The 21,459-nt window shown below is 42.8% G+C and carries 22 protein-coding genes and 1 tRNA gene; 3 read left to right on the plus strand and 20 right to left on the minus strand.

What is annotated here, in order from left to right:
- Window positions 1-21: 21 nt before the first annotated feature.
- The gene (locus QNI29_RS17650; protein WP_231419003.1) at window positions 22-1,143 is read left to right on the plus strand and encodes an NADH-dependent flavin oxidoreductase; all 1,122 of its coding nucleotides are present in this window, start codon (window positions 22-24) and stop codon (window positions 1,141-1,143) included.
- Between the two features lie 224 nt (window positions 1,144-1,367).
- Here QNI29_RS17650 and eno read toward each other — a convergent pair whose 3' ends face one another.
- The 10 genes from eno to QNI29_RS17700 all read right to left on the minus strand — a co-directional run bounded on the left by eno (window position 1,368) and on the right by QNI29_RS17700 (window position 10,839).
- Window positions 1,368-2,654: a phosphopyruvate hydratase gene (eno, locus tag QNI29_RS17655; RefSeq protein WP_231419004.1), complete on the minus strand. Its 1,287-nt coding sequence runs from the start codon at window positions 2,652-2,654 to the stop codon at window positions 1,368-1,370.
- 17 nt (window positions 2,655-2,671) lie between these two features.
- Window positions 2,672-4,219 (minus strand): 2,3-bisphosphoglycerate-independent phosphoglycerate mutase, encoded by a 1,548-nt coding sequence (gene gpmI / locus QNI29_RS17660; RefSeq protein ID WP_231419005.1) that lies wholly within the window; start codon window positions 4,217-4,219, stop codon window positions 2,672-2,674.
- Window positions 4,212-4,973 carry a triose-phosphate isomerase gene (gene tpiA / locus QNI29_RS17665; protein ID WP_231419006.1) on the minus strand — a complete coding sequence of 254 codons (762 nt, stop codon included), beginning with the start codon at window positions 4,971-4,973 and terminating at the stop codon, window positions 4,212-4,214. The genes gpmI and tpiA overlap by 8 nt, the downstream gene beginning before the upstream one ends.
- A gap of 16 nt (window positions 4,974-4,989) precedes the next feature.
- Window positions 4,990-6,174, minus strand: coding sequence for a phosphoglycerate kinase (locus tag QNI29_RS17670; protein WP_231419007.1), 1,185 nt, complete (start codon window positions 6,172-6,174; stop codon window positions 4,990-4,992).
- Between the two features lie 279 nt (window positions 6,175-6,453).
- Window positions 6,454-7,461: a type I glyceraldehyde-3-phosphate dehydrogenase gene (gap, locus tag QNI29_RS17675; protein WP_231419008.1), complete on the minus strand. Its 1,008-nt coding sequence runs from the start codon at window positions 7,459-7,461 to the stop codon at window positions 6,454-6,456.
- Between the two features lie 42 nt (window positions 7,462-7,503).
- Entirely contained in the window at window positions 7,504-8,532 is a 1,029-nt protein-coding gene (locus tag QNI29_RS17680; protein WP_231419009.1) for a sugar-binding transcriptional regulator, read from the minus strand.
- 149 nt (window positions 8,533-8,681) lie between these two features.
- The gene (locus tag QNI29_RS17685) at window positions 8,682-8,930 is read right to left on the minus strand and encodes a glutaredoxin family protein (protein WP_231419010.1); all 249 of its coding nucleotides are present in this window, start codon (window positions 8,928-8,930) and stop codon (window positions 8,682-8,684) included.
- A 4-nt stretch (window positions 8,931-8,934) separates the two neighbouring features.
- Window positions 8,935-10,209, minus strand: coding sequence for an RNA polymerase factor sigma-54 (rpoN, locus tag QNI29_RS17690; RefSeq protein WP_231419011.1), 1,275 nt, complete (start codon window positions 10,207-10,209; stop codon window positions 8,935-8,937).
- A gap of 280 nt (window positions 10,210-10,489) precedes the next feature.
- The gene (locus tag QNI29_RS17695; RefSeq protein ID WP_231419012.1) at window positions 10,490-10,636 is read right to left on the minus strand and encodes a hypothetical protein; all 147 of its coding nucleotides are present in this window, start codon (window positions 10,634-10,636) and stop codon (window positions 10,490-10,492) included.
- Between the two features lie 127 nt (window positions 10,637-10,763).
- Window positions 10,764-10,839 (minus strand) — tRNA-Arg (locus tag QNI29_RS17700).
- Between the two features lie 120 nt (window positions 10,840-10,959).
- On the opposite strand from QNI29_RS17700, the gene QNI29_RS17705 reads away from it, so the two are divergent.
- Together QNI29_RS17705 and clpP are read left to right on the plus strand one after the other, a co-directional pair.
- Window positions 10,960-11,370: a hypothetical protein gene (locus tag QNI29_RS17705; RefSeq protein ID WP_231419013.1), complete on the plus strand. Its 411-nt coding sequence runs from the start codon at window positions 10,960-10,962 to the stop codon at window positions 11,368-11,370.
- A gap of 214 nt (window positions 11,371-11,584) precedes the next feature.
- Window positions 11,585-12,172 carry an ATP-dependent Clp endopeptidase proteolytic subunit ClpP gene (gene clpP, locus QNI29_RS17710; protein WP_231419014.1) on the plus strand — a complete coding sequence of 196 codons (588 nt, stop codon included), beginning with the start codon at window positions 11,585-11,587 and terminating at the stop codon, window positions 12,170-12,172.
- 49 nt (window positions 12,173-12,221) lie between these two features.
- Here clpP and QNI29_RS17715 read toward each other — a convergent pair whose 3' ends face one another.
- The 10 genes from QNI29_RS17715 to QNI29_RS17760 form a co-directional block, all read right to left on the minus strand.
- Entirely contained in the window at window positions 12,222-12,608 is a 387-nt protein-coding gene (locus QNI29_RS17715) for a UPF0715 family protein (RefSeq protein WP_231419015.1), read from the minus strand.
- Between the two features lie 493 nt (window positions 12,609-13,101).
- Window positions 13,102-13,878 (minus strand): ABC transporter permease, encoded by a 777-nt coding sequence (locus QNI29_RS17720; RefSeq protein ID WP_231419016.1) that lies wholly within the window; start codon window positions 13,876-13,878, stop codon window positions 13,102-13,104.
- The gene (locus tag QNI29_RS17725; protein WP_231419017.1) at window positions 13,875-14,828 is read right to left on the minus strand and encodes an ABC transporter ATP-binding protein; all 954 of its coding nucleotides are present in this window, start codon (window positions 14,826-14,828) and stop codon (window positions 13,875-13,877) included. Before QNI29_RS17725 ends, QNI29_RS17720 begins: the two co-directional genes overlap by 4 nt.
- Before the next feature lie 257 nt (window positions 14,829-15,085).
- On the minus strand, window positions 15,086-15,340 hold the full coding sequence (locus tag QNI29_RS17730; RefSeq protein ID WP_231419018.1) for an HPr family phosphocarrier protein: 255 nt from the start codon (window positions 15,338-15,340) through the stop codon (window positions 15,086-15,088).
- A 155-nt stretch (window positions 15,341-15,495) separates the two neighbouring features.
- The gene (gene whiA / locus QNI29_RS17735) at window positions 15,496-16,440 is read right to left on the minus strand and encodes a DNA-binding protein WhiA (RefSeq protein ID WP_231419019.1); all 945 of its coding nucleotides are present in this window, start codon (window positions 16,438-16,440) and stop codon (window positions 15,496-15,498) included.
- Between the two features lie 37 nt (window positions 16,441-16,477).
- Window positions 16,478-17,440 (minus strand): gluconeogenesis factor YvcK family protein, encoded by a 963-nt coding sequence (locus QNI29_RS17740; protein WP_231419020.1) that lies wholly within the window; start codon window positions 17,438-17,440, stop codon window positions 16,478-16,480.
- A gap of 2 nt (window positions 17,441-17,442) precedes the next feature.
- Entirely contained in the window at window positions 17,443-18,327 is an 885-nt protein-coding gene (gene rapZ, locus QNI29_RS17745) for an RNase adapter RapZ (protein ID WP_231419021.1), read from the minus strand.
- 18 nt (window positions 18,328-18,345) lie between these two features.
- A complete protein-coding gene (locus QNI29_RS17750) occupies window positions 18,346-18,810 on the minus strand; it encodes an 8-oxo-dGTP diphosphatase (RefSeq protein ID WP_231419057.1) in 465 nt (154 codons plus the stop codon).
- Window positions 18,811-19,324: 514 nt separating this feature from the next.
- Window positions 19,325-20,272, minus strand: a complete 948-nt coding sequence (gene trxB / locus QNI29_RS17755) for a thioredoxin-disulfide reductase (protein ID WP_231419058.1) — start codon at window positions 20,270-20,272, stop codon at window positions 19,325-19,327.
- 94 nt (window positions 20,273-20,366) lie between these two features.
- Window positions 20,367-21,383, minus strand: coding sequence for a tetratricopeptide repeat protein (locus tag QNI29_RS17760; protein ID WP_231419022.1), 1,017 nt, complete (start codon window positions 21,381-21,383; stop codon window positions 20,367-20,369).
- Window positions 21,384-21,459: the final 76 nt, after the last annotated feature.

Genomic DNA, 21,459 nt, shown 5'->3' on the forward strand with positions numbered 1-21,459 from the left:
CCAATGAAGGAGGCCATACAGATGAGTGATCGTAAATATATGTTTGATTCCTACTCGTTACCGTCTGGCGTAACGTTAAAAAACCGTGTGCTACTTGCACCTATGACAAACTTCTTGTCTAATGATGATGGAAGTGTATCAGATAAAGAACTAGAATATTATAAACGCCGTTCCGGTGGCGTAGGCGCCGTTATTACGGCTTGTGCAAACGTAAATGAGTACGGGAAAGGCTTTGACGGTGAGATCGGCGTTCACCGTGACGACCTGATTCCAAGCCTAAGCAAATTAGCTGATGCGATTCATGAGAAAGGTTCAAAAGCCATTCTTCAAATTTTCCATGGCGGTCGCATGTGCCCTCCACATCTTATCCCAAATGAAGATGTAGTAAGCGCAAGTGCCGTGGCTGCCCTTCGTCCTAATTCCCCTACTCCAAGGGAAATGACGGAAGAAGAAATTCAGCAAACCATCGCTGACTTCGGCGAGGCTACACGCCGCGCAATTGAAGCCGGCTTTGACGGTGTTGAAATTCACGGAGCGAATACGTATCTGTTACAACAGTTCTTCTCTCCACACTCTAACCGCCGGGAAGACCAGTGGGGCGGTTCTGTAGAAGACCGTATGAACTTCCCTCTAGCTGTAGTAGAATCGGTAAAAGCTGCTGTATCACAGCATGCGAAGAATGAGTTTGTAGTAGGTTACCGTTTATCTCCTGAAGAACGTGAAGAACCAGGAATTACAATGGACGATACGCTACAGCTTGTAGATGTCCTAGCTAAACAAGACCTGGATTACCTTCACATTTCACTGTCTAGCTTTAATCAAGGATCTATGAGAGATGAGAATGATACACGCCCACGTATTGATCTGATTCAAGAACGTGTAGGTAACATCATCCCTGTGATGGGCGTTGGTAGTCTCCATACACCAGACGACGTAGAAGGTGCTCTTGAAAAAGTGCCAATGGTTTCCCTTGGCCGTGAGATGCTAATGGAGCCAGACTGGGTCGAAAAAGTAGCCAAAGGCGAAGAAGACCAAATCCGTACAGCAATGAAGCTAAATCAACAAGAAGAACTAGCCATTCCAGAACCAATGTGGACCAACATCCTAAGCGTTCCAAACTGGTTCCCTAAAGAAGAAGAATAAATTTATATCTTATCTATAAACCAAGAGCTGCCTCCATCTAGGAGGCAGCTCTTTTCACTTTATGACAGGGTGCCAGACACCCTTTACCCCTTCACAGCACTACCACGTGTCAGACACGCTTTATCTCTTCACAGCACTACCGCGTGTCTGACACGCTTCAGTACTTTACTGCATAAAAAAGCCCCTTCATCCGGCCGAATGAAGGGGCTTTTGGTTATAACCTATTATTTGTTTAGGTTGTAGAATGCGTTTTTACCAGCGTAAACTGCTGTACCAGCTAGTACGTCTTCGATGCGTAGAAGTTGGTTGTACTTCGCTACGCGGTCTGTACGAGATGGAGCACCTGTTTTGATTTGACCAGCATTTGTCGCAACAGCGATATCAGCGATTGTAGAGTCTTCTGTTTCACCAGAACGGTGAGAGATGACTGCAGTGTAACCAGCTTCTTTCGCCATTTCGATAGCTTGGAATGTCTCTGTAAGTGTACCGATTTGGTTTACTTTGATTAGGATTGAGTTTGCAATGCCTTCAGAGATTCCGCGGCTTAATTTGTTTGTGTTGGTAACGAATAGGTCGTCACCAACAAGTTGAACACGGTCGCCGATACGCTCTGTAAGAAGTTTCGTACCTTCCCAGTCGTTCTCGTCTAAGCCGTCTTCAATTGAGATGATTGGGTACTTGTTAACAAGCTCTTCGTACCAGTCAACCATTTCTTCAGAAGTACGTGTAACGCCTTCACCTTTAAGGTTGTATTTACCATCTTCGAAGATTTCAGAAGATGCAACGTCCATTGCAAGTTGAACTTCTTCGCCTGGCTTGTAACCAGCCGCTTCGATCGCTTCGATGATTGTAGAAAGTGCTTCTTCGTTAGAACCTAAGTCAGGAGCAAATCCACCTTCATCACCTACACCAGTGTTGTAGCCTTTGTTCTTAAGAACTTTCTTAAGAGAGTGGAAGATTTCAGCGCCCATACGAAGAGCTTCTTTGAATGTTGGAGCGCCAACTGGCATAACCATGAACTCTTGAATGTCCACGTTGTTATCAGCGTGCTCACCACCGTTAAGGATGTTCATCATTGGTGTTGGAAGTTTCTTCGCGTTGAATCCACCAAGGTATTGGTATAAAGGAATTCCAAGGTAGTCAGCTGCTGCGCGAGCTACTGCCATAGAAACACCAAGGATTGCGTTCGCACCTAGGTTACCTTTGTTATCAGTACCGTCAAGTTCGATCATTAGTTCATCAATGATTACTTGGCGAGTTGCGTCGAAACCAAGGATTTCTGGAGCGATTTTTTCGTTAACGTTTTGAACAGCTTGAGATACACCTTTACCAAGGTAGCGATCTTTGTCACCGTCACGTAGTTCTACTGCTTCGTATTCACCAGTAGAAGCACCACTTGGAACAAGTGCAGAACCGAAAGCACCAGATTCCGTATATACTTCTACTTCAACTGTTGGGTTACCACGGGAGTCTAAGACTTCGCGTGCGTATACGTCCGTAATATATGGCATAGTTATTTCTCTCCTTTTTATTGATCAGATTTTTTAATTAAAGATTCGCCTGTCATTTCTTTAGGCTGATCGACTTGTAGTAAGTCTAATAATGTTGGGGATAAGTCACCTAAGATTCCGCCTTCACGAAGCTCAAGACCATCTTTCGTTACGATTACAGGCACATCATTTGTTGTGTGAGCTGTCATCGCTTTGCCTTCAGAATTCGTTACTTCGTCAGCGTTACCGTGGTCAGCCGTAATAATGGCATGTCCACCTTTGTCAGTGATCTTATCAATGATTTTACCTAAACATTCATCCACTGTTTCGATCGCTTTAATGGTAGGCTCTAGCATACCACTGTGACCAACCATGTCAGGGTTTGCGAAGTTTAAGATAATCGCATTGTGCTTGTCTGCATCTAGCTCTTTTAGAAGAGCATCGGTTACTTCGTAAGCACTCATTTCAGGTTGTTCATCATACGTTGACACTTTAGGAGAATCGATTAGGATGCGTTCTTCCCCGTCGAATTCTTCCTCACGTCCTCCGCTCATGAAGAACGTAACGTGTGGGTATTTCTCCGTCTCAGCAATACGAAGCTGCTTCATATTGTTCTGCGCTAATACTTCCCCTACTGTGTTATCCAGGTTAACGGGTTTGTATGCAACGAAACCATCAACGGATTCGCTGAATTTCGTTAACATGACAAAATGAGTATTTTGCGGTGCTTTGTCACCACGGTCAAATTCACGGAAGTCTTCATTTGCGAAGGTACGTGAAATTTGGATAGCGCGGTCTGGACGGAAATTATAGAAGATAATTGCGTCTTCATCTTGAACAGTTGCACGAGGGTTGCCCTCTTCGTCTGTCATAACAGATGGAAGAACGAATTCATCATAAATGTCGTTTGCATAAGAATCATCTACAAGCTCGATTGGGTCCTGGTACGTTGGACCTTCGCCGTATACCATAGCGCGGTAGGCCTTCTCCACGCGGTCCCAGCGTTTGTCACGGTCCATGGAATAATAGCGGCCGGATAGAGTCGCGATCTCACCGACGCCTAATTCGTCCATTTTATCCTGAAGAGCTTCGATATATTTCTTAGCAGATTTCTGACCTACGTCACGGCCATCTAAGAATCCGTGCACATAGACTTTCTCTACACCGCGGTTCTTCGCCATTTCAAGAAGGGCATATAAATGCTCAATATGGCTGTGAATACCACCATCAGATAGAAGACCGAATAGGTGTAAAGCTTTGTCGTTTTCTTTCGCATGTTCCATCGCTTCGATAAAACGATCGTTGTCGAAGAAATCACCTTCACGAATGGACATGTTCACACGTGTTAAGCTTTGGTACACAACACGTCCAGCACCAATATTTAAGTGACCCACTTCAGAGTTACCCATTTGACCTTCTGGAAGGCCAACCGCTTCACCTTTAGCCGTAAGCGTTGTGTGTGGGTATTGCTCCCAAAGACGATCAAAGTTTGGTGTGTTCGCTTGCTTTACAGCGTTACCGTATTCCTCTTCACGCATGCCGTAACCATCTAAGATGATTAGCGCTGCTAGGTTTTGATTACTCATGTTTACCTGCCTCCACTAGAGATAAGAAAGAATCAGGTTGTAAGCTTGCGCCACCTACTAGGGCACCATCAATATCAGATTGAGACATAAGTTCGTCAACATTAGCTGGTTTTACGCTACCGCCGTACTGAATACGGATCGCTTCTGCTGGTTCGCTGCCTGCAAACTCGCTTACTACTTTACGGATAGAAGCACACATTGCGTTCGCATCTTCAGCTGTAGCTGTCTTACCAGTACCGATTGCCCAGATAGGCTCATAAGCAATGATGACATCTTTAACTTGTTCATTTGTTAGGTCTTTAAGAGCAGCTTTCACTTGTGTTTCTACAACAGATTCAGCTTCACCGTTTTCACGTTGTTCATCTGTTTCGCCTACACAAACGATTGGTACAAGATTGTGTTTGAATGCAGCGTGTGTCTTTTTGTTAACAGTTTCGTCTGTTTCAGCAAACAGTTCACGACGCTCAGAGTGACCTAGAACAACGTATGTTACTCCAAGATCTTTAAGCATTTCAGGACTTACTTCACCTGTGAATGCTCCACTCTCTTCAAAGTGCATGTTCTGCGCACCAATTTTAAGATCTGTACCTTCTGCTTGTTGAACAAGTTTAGGAAGGTATGGGAAAGGTGCTACAACAACAGATTCTACTTGATCGAATGAAGGAACTTGACCTTTTACTTCGTCAACGAACTGTGTAGCTTCGCCCATTAGCTTGTTCATTTTCCAGTTACCTGCAATGACTTGTTTACGCATACTGTCACCTCACCTATTATTTATCGTTTAATGCTACTACGCCTGGAAGATCTTTACCTTCCATGAACTCTAGAGATGCTCCGCCACCTGTAGAGATGTGGTCCATCTGATCAGCATAACCAAACTTCTCAACAGCTGCTGCAGAGTCACCGCCACCGATTACAGAATAGCCTTCTGTTTGACCTAGAGCTTCTGCAACGCCTTTTGTTCCGTTAGCGAATGTTTCAAGCTCGAAGACACCCATTGGACCGTTCCAGATCACTAGCTTAGAGTTCTTCACGATATCAGAGTATAGTTCGATTGTTTTTGGACCAATGTCCATTGCTTCCCAATCAGCTGGGATACTATCGATGTTTACCACTTGTGTGTTTGCATCGTTAGAGAAATCATCGCCAACGATTACATCTTGTGGCATGTAGAAATTAACCCCTTTTTCTTTGGCTTTTTCCATATATTGCTTCGCAAGATCGATCTTATCTTCTTCAAGAAGAGATTTACCAATTTCGTAGCCTTGAGCTTTCACGAATGTGTAAGCAAGGCCGCCGCCGATAATCAAGTTATCAACTTTCTCAATTAGGTGATCGATTACGCCGATTTTGTCCTTAACTTTCGCACCACCGATGATGGCAGTGAAAGGACGCTCAGGGTCTTTTAACGCATTTCCAAGGACGCGTAATTCTTTTTCCATTAAGAAGCCAGCTACTGCTGGAAGGTGATGAGCAATCCCTTCTGTAGAAGCGTGCGCACGGTGAGCTGCACCGAATGCATCATTTACATAAAGGTCTGCTAAATTAGCGAATTGTTTCGCAAGTTCTGCGTCGTTCTTTTCCTCACCCGGATAGAAACGAACATTCTCAAGAAGAAGTACATCGCTATTTTCCATTTCAGAAATAGCTTTGTCCACTTCACTTCCGTAAGCTTCATCCGTCTTTGTAACGGTTTGGCCAAGTAGGTCACTTAGGCGTTTCGCTACTGGATCAAGGCGAAGTTCATCAACGGCTTCACCTTTCGGACGACCAAGGTGACTAGCTAAGATTACTTTTGCACCTTGTTCAGTTAAATGCTGGATTGTTGGTAACGCTGCACGGATGCGCGTGTCGTCAGTTACTTCACCATCTTGCATAGGTACGTTGAAATCAACGCGGCAGAAAACTTTCTGGCCTTTTACATCTACATCCTGGATGGTTTTTTTCTCATTCACGTTCACGGATGAGGACCTCCTTTAATATTTTCCTTGGAATGTGTCTAACACCCCTGTATGTACGTTTCCTTTTATTGAAGAAGACAAACGTGTAACAAGGGTTTGATTTGAATTCATAAAAAGAGTCAAATGGTAAAAATGTGGTGGGCTTCCATTCTTTTCATGCTTCTATCAAACAAACATCGCAAAGGAGGAGGTTGCTCTCCTCCTGCACTTTGCGATGGACACACATAATTTATACGGTTAACAGGAGTTGTTTTCCTGCTTATTTACGAAAACTTAAAGACCTTTTTTCGCAAGGTATACAGCTAAGTCTACACAACGGTTAGAGTAGCCGCTCTCGTTATCGTACCAAGAAACAACTTTAACCATGTTCTTCTCGATGCTTAGAGTTGAAGCTGCATCAATTGTAGAAGAAGCTGGGTTACCATTGTAGTCGCTAGAAACTAGCTCTTCTTCGCTGTAGCCAAGGATTCCTTTAAGGTCGCCTTCTGCTGCTTCTTTAAGAGCTTGGTTAACTTCTTCAGCTGTAGCATCAGTATCTAATTCAGCTACAAGGTCAACTAGAGATACGTTTGGCGTTGGAACACGCATAGCCATACCAGTTAGTTTACCTTCCATTTCAGGCATTACTTTCGCTACGGCTTGAGCAGCACCTGTAGTTGTTGGGATGATGTTTTGTCCAGCAGCACGAGCACGACGGTAGTCCTTATGTGGAAGGTCAAGGATTTGTTGGTCGTTCGTGTAAGAGTGGATTGTTGTCATCATACCGCGCTTAAGACCGAATTTGTCATTAAGAACTTTAGCATATGGTGCTAAGCAGTTTGTCGTACAAGAAGCGTTAGAGATTACGTGGTGGCTAGCTGGGTCGTAAGAATCTTCGTTAACACCCATAACTACTGTAAGGTCTTCGCCTTTAGCAGGTGCAGAGATGATAACTTTTTTCGCGCCAGCATCGATGTGTTTTTTAGCATCGTCACGCTGAGTGAAGCGACCAGTAGATTCGATTACGATATCTACACCAAGATCTCCCCATCCAAGGTTAGCAGGGTCACGTTCAGAAAGAACTGTGATCTCTTTGCCACCGATTACAAGGTTAGATCCGTTAACTGTTACTTTCTCATCCAGTTGACCGTGTACAGAGTCATACTGAAGAAGGTGAGCAAGCATGTTAGCGTCTGTTAAGTCGTTGATCGCTACTACTTCTACCTCGTCGTTTTTAAGAGACGCGCGGAATACGTTACGTCCGATACGTCCAAAACCGTTAATACCAATTCTGATTGCCATGAAAAATTCCTCCTTAAGGTATATAGGTGTTTCTATTTCTATCTAAAGGGAAGATCCCTTTATTAGCTCTTTTGCTGCACTCTCATCGGTAATGAGTACATTGGATTGCCCCAGGTTAAAATAAGAAGAAATCGCCTTTGCTTTTGATTTACCACCTGCGACAGCAATAACACAATTAGTATGTTGTAAATCTTCTAATTGAATTCCTACTGTTCGCACTTTGTGCACAATATGGCCTTCTTCATTAAAATAATACCCGAAAGCCTCCCCTACAGCCTTTCCCTCTTGGATCGTGTCTATAACTTCTTGTGGCGTTTTTCGTCGTTCCGCCATCGTAATGGCATCACCAATACCATGAACAACAACACCTGCACCACGAATCAGTTCTAACACGTCCTTAATAGAAGGTTCTTCGATAATGGTCTGATAGGATTCTTCACTGAGTGGATCAGGCACATAAAGAAGACGGTACGTTCCATTCGCTTTCTTTGCCATTTCAGCGCAAATGGTATTCGCTTGATTCTCCATGTGTTCCCCAAGTCCACCTCGGGCCGGGACAAATAAACAGTTTCCTGCTTGTTCAAGCGGAGTCATCATTTCAGCCACAGCTGCAATAGTTCCCCCACCGGTTACAGCTACTGTGTCGTCTCTACGAAGAATTTCCTTCATATACCGAACACACGCCTTACCCATTTCTTGTTTCACCCATGAGAGTTCATCGCTATCCCCAGGTACGATGACTACGTGATCGAGTTGTAAACGTTGTTTGACTTTTTGCTCCAAATCTTTGAAACCTCTTAATTCGTTCATGAACGTTTCCAGCTGAACGATTACATTCTTGCCAGTATTCGTCACATGCATTCCTTTCGTCGTCACTTCAATTAAACCTTGTTCATGTAAAAGGTCAATTTCCGTTCTGACGGTTCGTTCTGCAATGTTTAAATGATCAGCAAGACTTCTTCGTCCAATTGGTTCCATAAGCTGAATTAATGTTAGGGTTTCATATCTTCGTTGCATAATTGATAGTAAATCGGGGAATAGTTTACTCTGTAAGTCAATTAATGCCCTCATGGAAAAGCTCCTTTGCTGTATGTAAGCTGCAGCGGGAGCTTTTTCGTCCCGCCTTGACGTATTCTGTCCCGCTCGGGCCAAAAAAATACCTCAACGACAAGCTTACATATTTATTGTATCAGTCCCCATACCCCCTTGCAACAGACTTGCTAGCCCTTTTTTCTTTGTAAACGGTTACTTAAAGAAAAAAGATCGATTTTCCCATAATCGACTTCTTTCCCGTCTATTTCTACTACAGGGATCATGAGACCGTATCGTTCAATTAACTCATCCTCTTCATAAATATCCCTTTCCCGGATCACAAAATCATAATCATAGGATAGCGTTTCAATTGATTCTTTAGCTTCATCACACAACGGACAATCTTTCTTCGTATATAAAACAATAGTCGTCGTCAAGACGTCACCCCCTCTTCTTTCTTTTAGTAGACGATGGTATGTATAGGGATTCCCGATATTTTGCCACAGTTCTTCTTGAAATGTAAATACCAAATTGATCATAAAGCATTTGGCTTAACGTTTGATCAGAATATGGCTTTTGTTTATTCTCCGTTCGAATCGTTTCTTTTAATAAATGTTTAATGGCTTCCGTTGACGTTTCTTGTCCATTCCTCATCCTCAAACCTTGTTGAAAGAAATCCCTTAAAGGCACAATTCCTTGTGGAGATTGAACATATTTATGACGAACAGCCCTGCTTATAGTAGATACATGAACCCCCGATACCTCAGCCACTTCTCTCATTCGTAGGGATTGCATCTCTTTAGCCCCATATTCAAAGAAAGGGACCTGTCTCTTTACGATCTCTTCCATAATAGCTTTCATATTCTGTTTCCTCTGCTCAATAGCCATCTGCAGCCACTTAGCATGTTGATACTTTTCTTCTAAATAAGCAGATGCTTCTTGATGTTCGTTTGATAAGGCGTACATTTCTTCATCGACGACCACTTTAGGTGTATTCCAAGGAGATAGTCTGACTACCCATTCGCCTTTTACTTTCAACACTTCTCCATCCGGGACAATATAATCCTCTTTCACGGAGGAATACTGAATCCCTGGCCTAGGGTGGCAAGTCTGAATGACTTCTATTGCACGCTTTGCCTCTTCCATCGAAATTCCGTACTCATCTTGGATAGACTCCATGTCCTGGTCCGCCACCCATTGAATATGGTCATAGACGAGCTGAATCATATACATAGGATGTTGGTCCCGTTTTAATTGAATCGCAATACACTCTTGAAGCGACCTTGCTCCAACTCCAGCAGGGTGCAAAGATTGGATAAATGACAAAGCCTCTTCCGTTTCTGCTAAAGAAGCCCCACATACCTTGCTCCACTCTTCCACAGTGATATCCAAATAGCCATGATCATTAAGAGAATCGATACCGTATTGGACCAAAGGAAGAAGAGTAGAAGGGATCGCACTTTCTACCAGCTGATCTTGCAAATGATCATGAAAGGACTTTTCTTGCACAGATTGAACGAACTCCAAGGAACCACTCTGTCCCCCTTTTGGAATCGGAGAAGTAACAGACACTTCAATGAGAGGATTTACTTCGGCTTGGTCTTGAAGAAAGCGTACAAGGTCTTGTCCGTTATAAGCTAGCATTTCAATAGCTTGACTCAACCTTTGCGTCATCTTCCATGTTAACCGCTGCTCTTGATTCAATTGATGCTTCACACAGACCTCCGCCCTTCCTAGAAAACGATTTCATTTACTATTATAGCAAATCTATTTATATAGAAGAAAGCCGCTTCCCTCCCATAATCGGACTACTAATCCCCGCTTTATATTAAAAGGTCCGTTGCGAAAAGAGTGCTTGGGGCGGCTGGCGATATGTAATTGAACGGCCCGGCTTTTTAAGCAATCAATCCTAGGCTTATCCAAAGATTATTAAACGAAAAAGCCCGAAGCGGAAATTCCACTTCAGGCTTCATCTCTTCCATAGAGCTATATTTCTTTACTCTTTACCTTCTTTTTCATCCGAATCTTCTTCCAAGTTATGTTTAGCCTCGTTTTCGGCCATAATCTTCTCTCTTCTGCGGTCTAGCATTTCTTCTTTCTGTTCAGGTGTTAAGTGACGTCCTCGATCAAAGCGATTGAACATATTCTTTTCCACCTTTCATGATAACTAGATTAATTTTACATTTATCCATTTCCTTTAAACGGCATTAGATAAACCTCGCGATACGCAAAACGCCTTCTCTCAATGTGAGAGAAGGCGTTTTTATAAGCGCGCTCGAGAGGATTCGAACCCCCGACAGACGTAGGACCGGAACCTACCGCTCTATCCTGCTGAGCTACGAGCGCATGTCATTAATTTTTCAGGACATATTTCATTATACGGTTCCCATTTTGAAAATTCAAGACCCATTTCACCCTGTATGACCTCTACCGCTTTTGGAGATGCTATCTTCGAGGTGATGTTCTATGTCATTGGCGGTTGGTATATGGGTATGCTTAATCTTTTCATTAATAATAATCGGAGGGCTTGGTATATTTCGTTATCCCATTCCTAGTTTACAAGATGATTCGTACGAGCCTCCTCATCATTCCCCAGGTCTTCGTAAAACTTACTATTCTCTTAGATGTTACGGATTTCTTCCTTATACCCATGTTAAAGTAGGAAGAGTTCAAGTAGATCTTGCTTTGCTAGATGTGAAAGTTGCCATTTTATTTTATAAACCTGAAGATCTATTGCATCCTGTGAGGAAACGCCGTTTGAAGAAGAGGACTAAATTCTTAATTCGAAATGGGTGGAATGTATGGGAGGTAAGAGAGAAGGATTTGTCGAAGAATATTCATCAGGCGATCTGGCAAATACGAGCCCTTAGAAAATAACGCTTATGAACGTTTAGCTTTATAGAAATGGGGAAAAAATGATTGTATGTGTAGCCGGAGCTACATACACTAATATAAGGGATCAAAAGGTCATCTACATAGTAAGCAACAAAACATCAATCCTTTTGTTTGACCTTTTTTGACCTTGCATGTATGATAAAATTAATTCGGTACTTACTTAGTGTTAGAACACGATTTAAAGGAGGAGAATTTCATGAATTTAATCCCTACAGTTATTGAACAAACAAACCGCGGTGAACGTGCATACGATATTTATTCACGTCTACTGAAAGACCGTATCATTATGCTTGGTAGCGCGATTGACGACAACGTAGCTAACTCAATTGTAGCACAAATGCTTTTCCTACAAGCAGAAGATCCAGAGAAGGATATTTCTCTATACATTAACTCTCCAGGCGGCTCCATCACGGCTGGTATGGCGATTTATGACACAATGCAGTTCATCAAGCCAAATGTAGCAACAATCTGCACAGGTATGGCAGCTTCTATGGGTGCTTTCCTTCTAGCAGCTGGTGAACCAGGAAAACGCTCTGCGCTTCCTAACAGTGAAGTCATGATTCACCAACCACTTGGCGGAACTCAAGGTCAGGCATCTGACATTGAAATCCACGCAAAACGCATCATCAAAATGCGTGAGAAACTGAACCAAATCCTTTCTGAGCGCACAGGTCAAGACCTATCCGTCATCGAACGCGACACAGACCGTGACAACTTCATGACCGCTCAAGAAGCAAAAGATTACGGCCTAATTGACAACGTATTCGAACGTAGCCAAGGCTAATTCATGCATTAGAAAAAGACCGCACTGATTATAATCAGTGCGGTCTTTCTTATGCGTAAACTTTCACCTTCGCAGAATCCCAAAGCCAAATAAATAGCGCTGTACTTACAACGTAAACATACCACTCCGGAGTAACAAATGGCGATTGATACTCATTTAATAATGGGTTTATTAACAAATGCACAAGAAAAGACCCCACCAAAAAGGAAAGGAAATACTTCAGGCTATAATTTCGATCGCCGATCTTACGTTGTAAATAGATAAGAATAGGAAGAGCAAATAATAAATAGAGTAGAAAGAAAACGGCAAAGACTAAGAAGATCGCAAAGATCATTCCTTTTGAAACATCTGCCATGAAGCTTAATTCTACAATTAAATAAAAGAACGTCATAGACACAGCTGCTAGTAATATAATGACTAGATTTCGTTTATTCATGAGATCACCTCTTCGACTTCACTCATGAACTTTCCCTCTATCTCCCCATCAAAAACGCTCCTTTTTTTGCCTCCGTTCAACAGTGTAGTTAGGGCCGTTATGTTTAATGAGCGTTTGGGGTGTCTGGGGAACGACTCGCTTTCCACGGGCGAGCTGTCGAGCCTCCTCACTTCGTTGCGGGGTCTCGTCGACCTCTTTCTCCCGTAGGAGTCTCCCCGTTCCCCAGACACCCCTGGCTAGAATTTTACGAACGGCCTTCAGCTTAAGGCCGGCAAAAAAGAAGGCATTTCCTATGTTTCCGTTATTCCCATTACAGAAAAGGTGGGCCTGGAAACTGCGAGACTCCCGTGGGCAGAAGAGCCTAGGTGAGACCCCGGAAGCCGGCTTTGCCGGCTGAGGAGGCTCACCAGCTCCCCACAGGAAAGCGAGTAGTTTCCAGGCCCACCTTCCACTCATCTAAAGTTAACGGAAACAGCGCCCAAACTATGCCAGGTCAATAATGACCTAGCAAGCCTTTATTCATAGCTAGGCGTTCGCAGAATCGGTAGAGGACGATTCCTAAAATGGCATAAAAGATCCCATTCCCGATTAACCACGAATAGTCTACCCATGAAAAGTCACCAAGAGTATACCCATGAATCATAATGTGGCGCATCATATCGACTCCTTTTACAAAAGGAGCAAAAACAAGGTAAGGGGCGACGGAAAGAGGCACAAAAGCGAATGCCATTAAGATAAATTGCAAGATTTGTAGGAACGCGTCTACTTGCTTAAAGATGACAGAGATCCCCGCTATAATAAAGCTCACACCGATCATACTGATGATTGTAAGAAGGAGAATTGGAATGATCGCTCCTATATTTAGATGTAACCATTCTCCTGTCGTCATCATAGAAGCGAAGATGAGTACAATCATTATGGCCAGGTGGATTGCTACCATTCCGAATACACGAGCTAACAGAATTCGCCATGCAGCGATTGGTGACATGTACAACTGCTCTAGGGTTCCGCGCATAGCTTCCATTGTGATAGCTCCGCCAGTGGATTGGAGTGTCATCATCGCGAAATACCAAAAGACATAGTTAACAATGATATATTGCGTATTTGCAGAAGCTTCAGCCGGGTCTCCTACTACTTGTATGCCAAAGAATAGAGCAAGGAATATAATATAAAACGTAGCCAATAAACTTAATGTATTCGGTAAATAACGCTTCATTTCTATAAATTCTTTCTTTGTATTCACACGCAATACCTGGAGGAAACTACTCATGAGACCGCCTCCTCTTTCACTAACCTTCTAAACACTTGCTCAAAATTCACTTGGGTTCGATTAATCGTCTCAATCCCTGTTCGATTGATACTCAGGATGTTCATTAGCTCATAAATAGCTTCTTCGTGTTCTAGGTTCACTTCTAAGGTTAGGTCTTGGAGGTTATAGATTGGGAATTGCTGCTCTAGCTTGGTGAGTTGTTCTTCGGTGAGGGGTTCTTTTAATAGAATATCGTAAGCGCTCGTTTCGAAAAGCTGCAAAAGGTGCTGCACGTATTCATCCGCAATTACTTTTCCACTATTTATAATAACCGTACGCTTACATAGCTCTTGAACGACAGCCATGTCATGTGTACTAATAATAATTGTCTTTCCCTCTTCTTCTGCAATGTGCTTTAGCAAAGAACGGACCTCATAACTCGTTTCCACATCTAACCCTAGGGTTGGTTCATCTAGTAAAATCACATCTGTATCAGCCATTAAAGCTACAGCAATGGCAAGCTTCTGCTGCATACCTCGAGAAAGGTTATTCACAATTTCATGTCGTTTTTCTTCTAATCGAAAAAGGTGGAGAAGGTGATCGATTCGCGTTTTGGCCTCTTTCTTCCTCATCCCACGATTTCCTGAAAAGTACTCGAGATTCTCTTCTACAGTTAGCCGCCAATATACATTTCGATTTCCTTCTAGTACCGCACTTATATGGCGTAAGGCCTTATTTCGCTCTTTCACGCTATCATACCCGTTAATGTGAATAGAACCTTGATCAGGCACAAGAAGTCCACAAATGCTTTTAATCGTGGTCGTTTTCCCTGCACCGTTTGGTCCTAAAAGACCTACGATTTCTCCTCTCCCCACAGAGAAAGACACACCATCTACAGCTATAAATTCTTCTTTGGTTTTCCGCTTCTTATACCCTTTCCGAATACCGTTTACTTCAATAATGGTTTCCATATAATCCTCCCTTTACCGTTTCTATACCCCTATTATAGTTTCCATTTCCAATTCCCTCCTCCTACCTAAGGGGAGATTTTGCTCCGCCTCTGGTCGGAACTTGCTTTGGAATTAGTGAATTGCCAAGCATATGAAACGATAAAAAGCATCCGCTATCATCCTTACGTCTAAAAGCACATAAAAAGCTCGAGAATCGATTCCATATCGATCCTCGAGCTTTGTTGTTCATTTCTTCACATTCAATTCATCACGAACACCTATTGGCTGGTCACAAACTCCACGAGCTTCTCAATAGCGTTATCCTGATCTGTTCCTTCTGCTTGAAGTTTAATCGTTTCTCCTGGTCCAACGGCAACACTCATGAGTCCCATAATACTCTTCGCATTTACTCGTTTCCCCTCTTTTTCTAAAAAGATATCGGATGAAAAGCGATTGGCTTCCTGGACGAATAATGCAGCTGGCCTAGCTTGTAATCCGGTACTTAATTCTACTGTTACAGACCGCTCGATCACTCCAATTCTCCTCTCTCTGTCATCTATTTAGGTAAAAATAGTCCTTATTTCGAAAGCGCTATCACATCTTTGTAAGAAAAAACGCTTCCGATAAGAAGCGTCGAAATTTTAAGATTATTATACCACGAACCCCGTAAAAAAGGAATGAAAATCCGTTATTTAGCGGCAAGTTCTCCTTTTCGAAGTTTGTCAGCAAATTCATCTATTTTGCGAAGCCTATGATTAATACCAGACTTACTTATAGTAGGAGACATCAGTTCTCCCAATTCTTTAAGCGTCACATCCTGGTGTTGAACGCGGAGGACGGCAAGTTCTTGTAATTTATCTGGTAAAGCTTCTAGTCCTACTGTACCTTGAATCAATTTTATATTTTCGACTTGGCGGAATGCTGCACCAATCGTTTTATTTAGATTCGCGGTTTCGCAGTTCACCAGACGATTCACGGAATTTCTCATATCACGCATAATACGGACGTCTTCAAACTTAAGGAGCGCCTGGTGACCTCCAATGATATTGAGGAATTCTGTTATCTTCTCAGCCTCTTTTAAATAGCAAATGTAACCCTTGCGTCGTTCGATCGCTCGTGCATGAAGATCGAACTGATTCATCAGTTCACAGAGAGATTCGTTATGATCTTCATAAAACGTGAAGATCTCCATGTGATAGGAAGACGTTTCCGGATTATTAACAGAGCCGCCCGCGAGGAACGCTCCACGTAAATAAGCGCGCATACAGCAGGATTTCTGCTGATATTTCTTTGAGATTGTACGAATCAGTGTAAAGGGCTCTTCTAATATTTCTAAATCCTTTAACAGAGTTCGAACATTCTCTTTCATACGCACAATATAGACGTTATTTTTCTTTAAACGCATTTTCTTTCGTACTAAAAGCTCGACAGGAAGCTCGTACAATTTCTTTACGAGTGTATAAATCCGACGTGCAATGGCTGCATTTTCCGTTTGGACATCTAAAATGTAGTTCCGATTGGAAAACGAGATGGAGCCATTCATTCGGATTAATGCTGCTAATTCAGCTTCCATGCAGCACGGCTCCACTTCGATGCCGGTTAATTCTTTTTTGGTTTCAGAAGCAAATGACAACCCTCTCACCTCCTCTACACCAATATTCTATTATGAACTACGACTGATTTAGCATAGAAAATAATAGTTTGGCGACTTTTGTTGTATCGTGGCGTAATGACGTTTGATTTGGATCAATAATATCGCCTTCAATGACGTTAATGCCCATTTTACGTAATTGATCTTGATCGTTAATAACAGGCGATGCATGTTCAACAGCGTACATCTCCCGCACTTCACCATCAATCACCTGGTTATGAACAATAATGGAATGAAGGCATCCTTCTCCAATATGATCTTGAATCGCCTGCACATGATCAGATGCTGTGTAATCCGTTGTTTCTCCGTACTGAGTCATCACATTACACACGTAGACAACTTCACCTTGCGTTTCGCGTAAAGCATCTCCGATTTGAGACACAATCATATTGGGTAAAGTACTTGTATATAAACTCCCAGGCGCAATAACAACCAAGTCTGCTTCTTTCACGGCTTTAACCGCTTCAGGCAGTGGTTGAACAGGCTCAGGGCTTAGAAAGACTCGTTTGATCTTCTTGCCTGATGCAGGAATCTTTGACTCACCTGAAACGACAGACCCATCCATCATTTCAGCATGAAGGAACATATTTTGGTTTGCAATAGGATAAATATTTCCTTTTACGTTTAAAACACGAGAGATCTCCTTTATGCCGTGAAAGAAATCACCAGTGATTGAATTCATAGCAGCCAGCAGTAGATTTCCCATAGAATGGCCAGATAGTCCATTACCATTCGCAAAACGATGCTGGAATAAGTCCAAAAGCATCGGTTCCGCATCAGATAATGCAGCTATGACATTCCGAATATCACCTGGAGCTGGCATCGATAACTCTTCACGTAAACGTCCAGAGCTTCCCCCATCATCAGCAACTGTAACAATGGCTGACAGGTCAATTGGGAAGGACTTTAAACCTCTTAGCAAGACCGGCATCCCTGTCCCTCCCCCAAGTACAACCACTCGAGGCAAAGCTGTTTTTGGCATAGTTATTTTCCCTTTCTTTTATCGACGTCTCGGTGGGTAACGTGCGCAACATAGTCTTTCGAAAAGTGGTTGGCAATATGTTCAGCAATGGCTACGGATCGGTGCTGTCCACCTGTGCAGCCAATGGCAATGACAAGCTGACTCTTCCCTTCCCTTTTGTATTGCGGCAACATATACCCTAATAAGTCGAGCAGCTTCTCCAAGAACTGATTGGTTTCCGTCCATTTAAAGACATATGTGGATACCTCTTCATCTAAACCGGTTAACGGACGCATTTGTTCCACATAGTGCGGATTAGGCAGAAAACGAACATCAAATACAAGATCAGCATCAATCGGCAAGCCGTATTTAAATCCAAAGGAAACGACTTGCACAGAGAAAACTTGTTGAGTTTTCTCCGCATAAGATTCAAGAATGCGCTCCCGAAGCTCACGCGGCTTCAGTTTTGTTGTATCTATAATTTGTTGGGCACGCCCACGTAATTCATCCAACATGAGGCGTTCTTGCTGTATGCCTTCCATTGGCAACCCTTCCGGAGCCAATGGATGAGATCTACGGGTTTCCTTATAACGGGATACAAGCGATTGGTTCTCTGCGTCGAGGAACAGAATGTGTTCGTTCAATCCGTCTTCTTTAGACAAACGGTCCAGCGCTTCAAACAGCGTATCGAAGAACTCTCTTCCCCGCAAATCCATAACAAGGGCGACTTTCTGTATATTATTCTTAGGATCCTTCATTAATTCTAAGAACTTTGGAAGTAGCGCAGGCGGCAAATTATCCACACAGAAAAAGCCCAAATCTTCAAAGCTTTGAACTGCGACTGTTTTTCCGGCACCAGACATTCCTGTAATGATTACGAGTTGGGTATCTTGTGTTTGATCTACCATGTTTCCATCGCTCCCTTTTTATGGATTCATTGGATCAAGTGTAACATCTAATAACTCAAAATCCGTTGTGTACATAAAGGTGCCATATAGTATTGAATCATTGTTTAATATATGTTGAAGATAGTACTTGTCTCCTTCAGCCATAGGCTTTTTCAGAACCTCTGGCACAGGTACCCATTCAAGATCCCCTTCAGGACTTTCTCCCTTCAACGTTCCTGTATAATCTTCACTGTAAAACGTGAACATCATCCATTCATGAGCTACCTCTTCACCGTCTTTCATAATGAAGGTAAATACACTACGAAGCTGTGGATCTTTAAGTGTTAACCCTGTTTCTTCTCTGTATTCCCGTGCTGCTGTTTCTTTTATATGCTCTCCCTGCTCCATCTTCCCACCAGGTACGACATACCAGCCCCTGCGCGGTTTCTTGAGCATCAATACTTCATCGTTTTTCCGTAAAACTGTATTCGTAACTCGCTGCACATTATTCACCTCATTTAAAAAATGCGAGAGGCATTCTTCTTTTATTATACTATGATTTATTAGGTTAGAAAAGCGCAGGCGACTGTTCAGCCCCGTACGCATAAGTAAGCTGACGGAAGTTCGCGTAGCGAACTGTAGGCAGATTGCTTATGACGCTAGGGGCTAGGAGCCAGAGCTAGACATGAAAAGCGCAGGCGGGGAAGGTTAGGGCCGTACGGATAAGCAAGATACTGTAAGTTCGCGTAGCGAACTGAAAGTAGATTGCTTATCGCGCTAGGCCCTCCCCGCCAGAGCTAGACACCAAAACCGCCGACCGCTTATCTCATTAGACAAAAAAAGGGGCACAGGCATTATGCCTGTGCCAAATATATTTATTAAAAGGGGGTCAATTAGTTAATTATATTGTACCCCATAATTGTTTCATGCGTGTTACAGCAGAATTAAAATGCTATTACGTTTCATTACGTACAGTAACAAGCATCTTTACAATTGCATAAACCCTTACATGAAACGCTTATGCTTCGCCAATTTCCTCTAACAGATTCTCGATATAGTGCTGAGCTGACTGAGCCGCAATACTACCGTCCCCTGTAGCGGTTACGATTTGGCGAAGTTCCTTTTCACGGATATCTCCGGCAGCGAAGATTCCTGGCACTTTTGTTTCCATTTTTTCATTTGTTTCGATATAGCCATTTTCGTTTGTGATGCCGATCGATTCAAATGGTTTGCTTAAAGGAATCATTCCGATATAAATGAATACACCATCAATTGGTTTATCGTACTCTTCGCCTGTCTTGTTATTCACAAGAGAAACGCTTCCTACTTTCCCATTTTGGTCGTTGATTTTAGTCACTTCTGTGTCCCAAATGAAGTCAATCTTGTCATTGTCAAAGGCACGTTGCTGCAGGATTTGCTGAGCACGTAGTGAATCACGACGGTGAACGATGGTTACTTTGCTTGCGAAGCGAGTTAAATAAACCCCTTCTTCAACCGCAGAGTCACCGCCACCCACAACGACTAATTCTTTATTCTTAAAGAACGCACCATCACATACAGCACAATAGGAAACTCCACGTCCACCAAGCTCTGATTCGCCAGGGACACCTAAAGCTTTGTATTGAGCACCTGTTCCGATGATGATCGAACGAGCTTTGTACTCTTTGTTACCGGCTCTCACCGTTTTATATTCTTTTCCATCGATGATTTCTTTAATATCACCGTAGGCATATTCCGCTCCAAATTTCTTAGCGTGATCAAACATTTTATTTGAAAGATCCGGACCTAAAATGTGCTCATACCCTGGGTAGTTCTCTACTTCTTCGGTATTAGCCATTTGTCCGCCTGGAATTCCGCGTTCAATCATAAGTGTGTTTAAGTTTGCACGAGAAGTGTAAACAGCTGCTGTCATACCTGCCGGGCCAGCACCTGCGATGATTACATCGTAGATCGTTTCTTCGCTCACTTCGCTCAACCCCTTTTCATTTCTCTTTTGCTGTAATCTCATGGTATAAAAACTCTTTAACTTCGTCTATCGATATGCTCATGAGGGTATTTTTTTACCCTTCTTGCCACGGTCCGCCTTGTTCTGCTAGATTTGGGTGCCTTGTGCATCCTTCTTCCCATAGGCTTAACGCCTTAGAAGGTTCTCCGGTGTGGTAGGCTGCAATACTAAACCATTTATAATAAGATAAGTGGCCTTTCAGCTTTCCTTTTTCTAACCGACAAAAACGATCATAAGCAGCTTCATATTCCCCTACCTGGGTTAAAGTGGCCGCTACACGAAGTTTTTGTTGTTCACCAATAGGATACACATTTCGAAGTTTTTGTATGTGTGCCTGACTTTCTTCTATTCTGCCCTGCTGGTAATAGAACACAGCCAGGTTACACATGGAGTGAAGGGATAACGGTTCACGCTCGTGCCGCTCTTCCTCTAGCTCTATTGCTTCTTGCTCGTCACCCGCGAAAAAGAGACATACGGCATAATCATGTTTAGCCGAAACGAAATCAGGGAATAAGCGAATCATATCTTCTAAAACCGGCAAAGCTTCTTTCCATTGCTGACGCTCCATATAATAGAAAGCTGATTCTTGATGCATCATGAGTTCATCTTCTTCTTCAAATGCCCAATCGTCGTCTTCGTCCTCTTCTTCCTCTATATCCAAAACAGAGATTAATTGCTCTGCTTCTTCTTTAAAATCGCCTTCAGGCGCTTTATTTAAATATTCTTTCGCATATTTCTTCGCATCCTGAAACAATCCTAAATGAGCATAATTATTCGAAATAAGGTAATAACAATCGACATATTCATGTCCGAAATCTGCTAATACGTTCATTAAAATCTGATTAGCTGTATGATATTCCCCTGTCTCTGTATGCACAACAGAAAGCTGACACTGATATACAGGCTGTTTCGGAGAAAGCTCGACTGCTCGACGCAACCACTTAGAAGCCTTTCCAAATTCTCGCTTTCTGAATGCACGAACACCTTTAGTGAAATAAAATTCCCCTTCAGGTGTAAACGGGATTATATTATCAACTACAGCTTCTCCAGTATTGTTGTTTGAAGTATGCATGTAGGTCCTCCTATCTTCGAACCGTAACATTCCTTTAGCAGTATACCATATTTGTAAAGGGGATTATAGGAGGGAT

The organism is Pontibacillus chungwhensis (genome assembly GCF_030166655.1).
Lineage (GTDB): Bacteria > Bacillota > Bacilli > Bacillales > BH030062 > Pontibacillus.